Raw genomic sequence first — 4,643 nt, forward strand, 5'->3', positions numbered from 1 at the left:
TCGTGGTCGTCGGTGAGCAGATCGGCCAGCTCGAGCTGGCGGGGACCATTGTCGGCGACGGTGTCGGGGAGGTCGATGAGCATCGCCGGGTCCAGCACACCGTGCGTGGTCGCCAGCACCGCGGCCGACGCGTTGCATCCTCGGATGGTCTCGTGCACCGACGCCGCCTGCTCGACCGACACGCGGTCGGTCTTGTTCACCAGCACCAGATCGGCCAGCGCGATGTGGTGATCGATCTGCGGGTGACGTCCGCGGGTGTCGTCGAACTGCTCGGCGTCGACCAGGTAGATCAGCCCGCCGTACAGGATCCGGTCGGCGCGGGCCGCGGTGACCATCCGGACCAGCGCCGTGGGCTCGGCGAGCCCGCTGGCCTCGATGACCACCACGTCGAGCCCGGCCGCAGGCTTGACCAGCTCACCCATCACCGATTCGAGGGAGTCGGCATCGGTGGTGCAGCAGATGCATCCGTTGCCGAGCGTGACGGCGCCGTCGACCGCCCCCGACACGAGCAACGCGTCGATGGAGACAGCGCCGAAGTCGTTGACCACGACGCCGATTCGCAAGCCCGACCCGCTGCGGAGCAGGTGGTTGAGCACCGTGGTCTTGCCGGCCCCGAGGAAACCCGCGAGCAGGACCACCGGAACGGGGCCGCGCGGTCGGACGGCGTTCATCGGACGGCACTCATCGCGACGCCGTTGATCGGGGCGGGTACCGCCGCGGCACACGACGGGCACACCACCGCGAGGTCGCGTCCGTTCTCGTCGGGGTGATTGCGGACCGCGTCGGTGGGCGCATCGCAGGCGTCGCAGCGACCGACCACCTCGGCGTGGTCGGAGAACTGCAGTGACATCCGCTTGTCGAACACGTAGAGCGATCCGCGCCACAACCCGTCGTCACCGAATCGCTTCCCGTAGTTCACGATCCCGCCGTCGAGTTGGTACACGTCGGCGAAACCCCGGGCGTGCATCAGGCTGCTGAGCACCTCGCACCGCACACCACCGGTGCAGTAGGTGACCACCGGCCGGTCCTTGAGGTGGTCGTAACGACCGCTGTCGAGGAGATCGACGAACTCCCGCGTGGTCTCGACCTCCGGCAGCACCGCGCCGCGGAGGTGGCCGATGCGGGACTCGATGCGGTTGCGGCCGTCGAACAGGACGACCTCGTCGCCGCGATCGGCGATCAGCTCGTGGAGTTGATCGGGGTCGAGCCGGCGTCCGCCACCGATCACCCCGCGGTCGTCGACGTGCACCTCGTCGGGACGGCCGAAACTGACGATCTCGGGTCGGACGCGCACCTGCAGACGCGGGAAATCCTCGGCGCCGCCGTCGGACCACTTGATGTCGGCGTCGGCGAACGCGGAGTAGCGCTTCGTGCCGGCGACGTACTTCTTGACCGCACCGATCTCGCCGCCGACGGTCGCGTTGATGCCGTGGGGGGAAACGATGATCCGACCTCGCACACCAACTGCCTCGCACAGGGTCTGTTGCCACAGACGGATCGCGTCGGGATCGGTCAGCGGTGTGAAGACGTAGAAGAGAACGATCTTCGAGAGCGACACCCGACAAGAATACGGAGCGGGTCGAGCGGACATGTGACAGCTACACTCTGCGGACGCAATCGACCCCCTCGACGCCCCAGCACGAAGGACGACGACATGACCTATCCGCCTCCCCCGGGCGCCCCCGACGACGACTCCCGGCCGTCCCTGCGCAAGGACGATCAGCCTGCACAGGACCCGACGCCGGGTGGCGACGGATACCCGCCTCCCTATCCGGGCGGCGCCTACTCCGGCGAGCAGAACCCCTATCCGGGGCCGCAATACGGCGACCAGCAGTACGGATCCCTGCCGCCCGGACAACCGCAGTACGGGAACCAGCCCTACGGACAGGGCCAGTACGGCACCCCGCCCTATGGCGGCTACGGACAGCAGCCCTACGGGATGCCCATCGTCGCGCAGACCAACGGCAAGGCGATCGGCGCGCTGGTCTGCGGCATCGCCGGTCTGATCCTGTGCGTCATCGCGGGGATACCGGCCATCATCCTGGGCAACATGGCGGTCGCCGAGATCGACGCGTCCGGCGGACACCAGGACGGCCGCGGGATGGCGGTGGCCGGTCGTGTGCTCGGCTGGGTGGGCGTCGGCCTGATGATCATCGCGCTGCTGGTGATACTGATCCTGGTAATCGCCGGGGCAGCCAGTTCCTGACATCCCCCGGCAATACGCCGATCGGCGGCCCGCAGTGCGGGCCGCCGATCGGTGTCTTCAGGGGTGAACGCCTAGCGGGTCGCCCGGCTGCGGCCTGCGCCGGTTCCGCGACGCCCGCTGGCGCCGTGGTTGGAGTCGGGACGCGCGCCGCCGCCGGAGCGGCGGGCCGGTGCGGACGACTCACCGGAGCTGGTGCTGTAGGAGCGACCGGCCGAACCGGCGCTCGACGAACCGGAACGCTCACCGCGACCCGACGCGCCGCCACGGCCGGACCCGCTGCGCGGCGCGCGCGAGCGACCGTTCTGCGCTCCCCCGCCCTGTCCACCGCGGCGACGACCGCCGCCGGGCTGCTGCTGGGTGGCCGGCGGAGCCGCGCTGGGGGTCACGTGCGGTGCGATCTCGCCGACCAGGTCGGTGACGTCGGGTGACTGCGCGGTGACCCGGCTCGGGGCCACGTCGATGGCCGCCCTCTTGAGCAGGCGACGCAGGTCGGCGCGCTGCTCGGGAAGGGCGATGGTGACGACGTCACCTGCGTTGCCCGCACGGGCGGTACGGCCCGAACGATGCAGGTAGGCCTTGTGCTCAGCCGGCGGGTCGACGTGGATGACCAGCTCGACGTCGTCGACGTGCACGCCGCGGGCAGCGACGTCGGTGGCGACGAGCACGCGCACCGACCCCTCACCGAACGCGGCCAGGTTGCGGTCACGCTGCGGCTGCGAGAGGTTGCCGTGCAGGTCGACCGCGGGGATCCCCGAGGCGGTCAGCTTCTTCGCGAGCTTCTTGGCCTGGTGCTTGGTCCGCATGAACAGGATGCGGCGACCGGTGCCCGAGGCGAGGACGTCGATGAGGTCGTTCTTCGACGAGGTGTCGGCCACCTCGAAGACGTGGTGGGTCATCGCGGCGACGGGGGAATTCGCCTCGTCGACAGAGTGCATGACCGGGTTGTGCATGAAGCGGCGGACCAGCTTGTCCACGCCGTTGTCCAGGGTCGCCGAGAACAGCAGCCGCTGTCCGTTCTCCGGTGTCTTGGTGAGGATGCGGGTCACGGCGGGCAGGAACCCGAGGTCGGCCATGTGGTCGGCCTCGTCGATGACGGTGACCTCGATCTGGTCGAGGGTGAGGTGGCGCTGGTCGAGGAGATCCTCGAGACGGCCCGGGCAGGCGACGACGATGTCGACGCCACCCTGCAACGCGTCGACCTGACGACGTTGGTTCACGCCACCGAAGATCGTCGTCGTCCGCATGCCGTAGACCGCGGCGAGTGGCGAGAGGACGGCGTCGATCTGCGTGGCCAGCTCACGGGTCGGCGCGAGGACCAGGGCCCGCGGCTTGCCGCGCCGGCGCGTTCCGCCGGAGCCGTCGGCACCGATGCGCGCGACGAGCGGGATGGAGAAGGCCAGGGTCTTGCCCGACCCGGTCTTCCCACGCCCCAGCACGTCACGACCCGCGAGGGTGTCCGGGAGGGTGTCGATCTGGATGGGGAAGGCTTCGGTCTTTCCCTCGGCAGCGAGCGAGGCGACGAGGGGGGCGGGCACGCCGAGCGCACCGAATTCAGTGTGGGTCACAAAATGCCTTTCGGGCATCGGACTCCGCGGAACATCCCGGGATCACCGGGTGACGTGAAGTCGTGGCGAACACGCAGGCGTGCGCGTTCGTTCGCCGTTCGAAGGAATCGACTTGCCGAGACGTCGGCAAGGAAGAAGCGTTCTACGACGCGAGCGGCTCAGGGATATCCCAACGAGCCTTTCGCTGACCACAGTAGCCGACGAAACCACCGGACGACCGCGTGTGCGGAGTCGCGTACGACACATTCAGGCCTGCGGAGTCCGCCGGAAGTCAATCCGGGCATTAGTCCAGTTACATTATTGATGTCGCGCCGGAACGCGATAAAAGACGCATTCGTCAGAACACGCCGGGCCGCCGAAATAGGAGTTGTTTGCCCAATTACTACATGTCGCCTAATGTTTCCATCGACAGACGGCAGTGATTGGAAGGACCCCGGAGAAAATGGCCAAGAAGCAGATTGTTCAGTTCATCGACGACATCGACGGCAAGGTGCTGGAGGAATTCGAAACTGTCCGCTGGTCACTCGACGGGCGTCAGTACGAGTTCGACACCTCGCCCAAGCATGCGCAGCAGTTCCGCGATTCCCTCGTCAAATACGTAGAGGCATCACGGTCGGTCGCAGGTCGCCGCGGGAAGCGGGCGCTCGTCCCCGCCGGCGCCACCCGCTCCAAGGAGCAGACGCAGGCAATTCGGGACTGGGCCAACAGCAACGGCTACGAGGTCAGCAACCGCGGACGAATCCCCATCGAGGTGGTCGACGCCTTCGAGGCCGCGCACTGATCCACCGGTCCACCTCACGCCGAGCAACGGTCATCCACTCCCCGGAGTGGGTGACCGTTTTTCGTGTGCACGGGCCTCGCGCGAGAAACAA

5 protein-coding genes are annotated in these 4,643 nt (G+C 68.1%); 2 read left to right on the forward strand and 3 right to left on the reverse strand.

From position 1 onward, the window contains the following. Together JHC79_RS15545 and JHC79_RS15550 are read right to left on the reverse strand one after the other, a co-directional pair. The coding region (locus tag JHC79_RS15545) for a GTP-binding protein (protein ID WP_296392376.1) at positions 1–671 on the reverse strand (671 nt) is incomplete at its 3' end. Then, the gene (locus tag JHC79_RS15550; RefSeq protein WP_296392378.1) at positions 668–1,558 is read right to left on the reverse strand and encodes a rhodanese-related sulfurtransferase; all 891 of its coding nucleotides are present in this window, start codon (positions 1,556–1,558) and stop codon (positions 668–670) included. The genes JHC79_RS15545 and JHC79_RS15550, both read right to left, overlap by 4 nt. 96 nt (positions 1,559–1,654) lie before the next feature. On the opposite strand from JHC79_RS15550, the gene JHC79_RS15555 reads away from it, so the two are divergent. Next, complete coding sequence (locus JHC79_RS15555) at positions 1,655–2,206, forward strand: DUF4190 domain-containing protein (RefSeq protein WP_296392381.1); 552 nt, start codon at positions 1,655–1,657, stop codon at positions 2,204–2,206. A gap of 71 nt (positions 2,207–2,277) precedes the next feature. On the opposite strand, the gene JHC79_RS15560 is transcribed toward JHC79_RS15555, so the two are convergent. Next, positions 2,278–3,771 (reverse strand): DEAD/DEAH box helicase, encoded by a 1,494-nt coding sequence (locus JHC79_RS15560; RefSeq protein ID WP_366782888.1) that lies wholly within the window; start codon positions 3,769–3,771, stop codon positions 2,278–2,280. A gap of 442 nt (positions 3,772–4,213) precedes the next feature. Between JHC79_RS15560 and JHC79_RS15565 the strand changes: the two genes are divergently transcribed. Beyond that, complete coding sequence (locus JHC79_RS15565; RefSeq protein WP_296392385.1) at positions 4,214–4,552, forward strand: Lsr2 family protein; 339 nt, start codon at positions 4,214–4,216, stop codon at positions 4,550–4,552. The last annotated feature ends 91 nt before the right edge of the window (positions 4,553–4,643 follow it).

Source organism: Williamsia sp., assembly GCF_016462415.1.
GTDB lineage: Bacteria > Actinomycetota > Actinomycetes > Mycobacteriales > Mycobacteriaceae > Williamsia_A.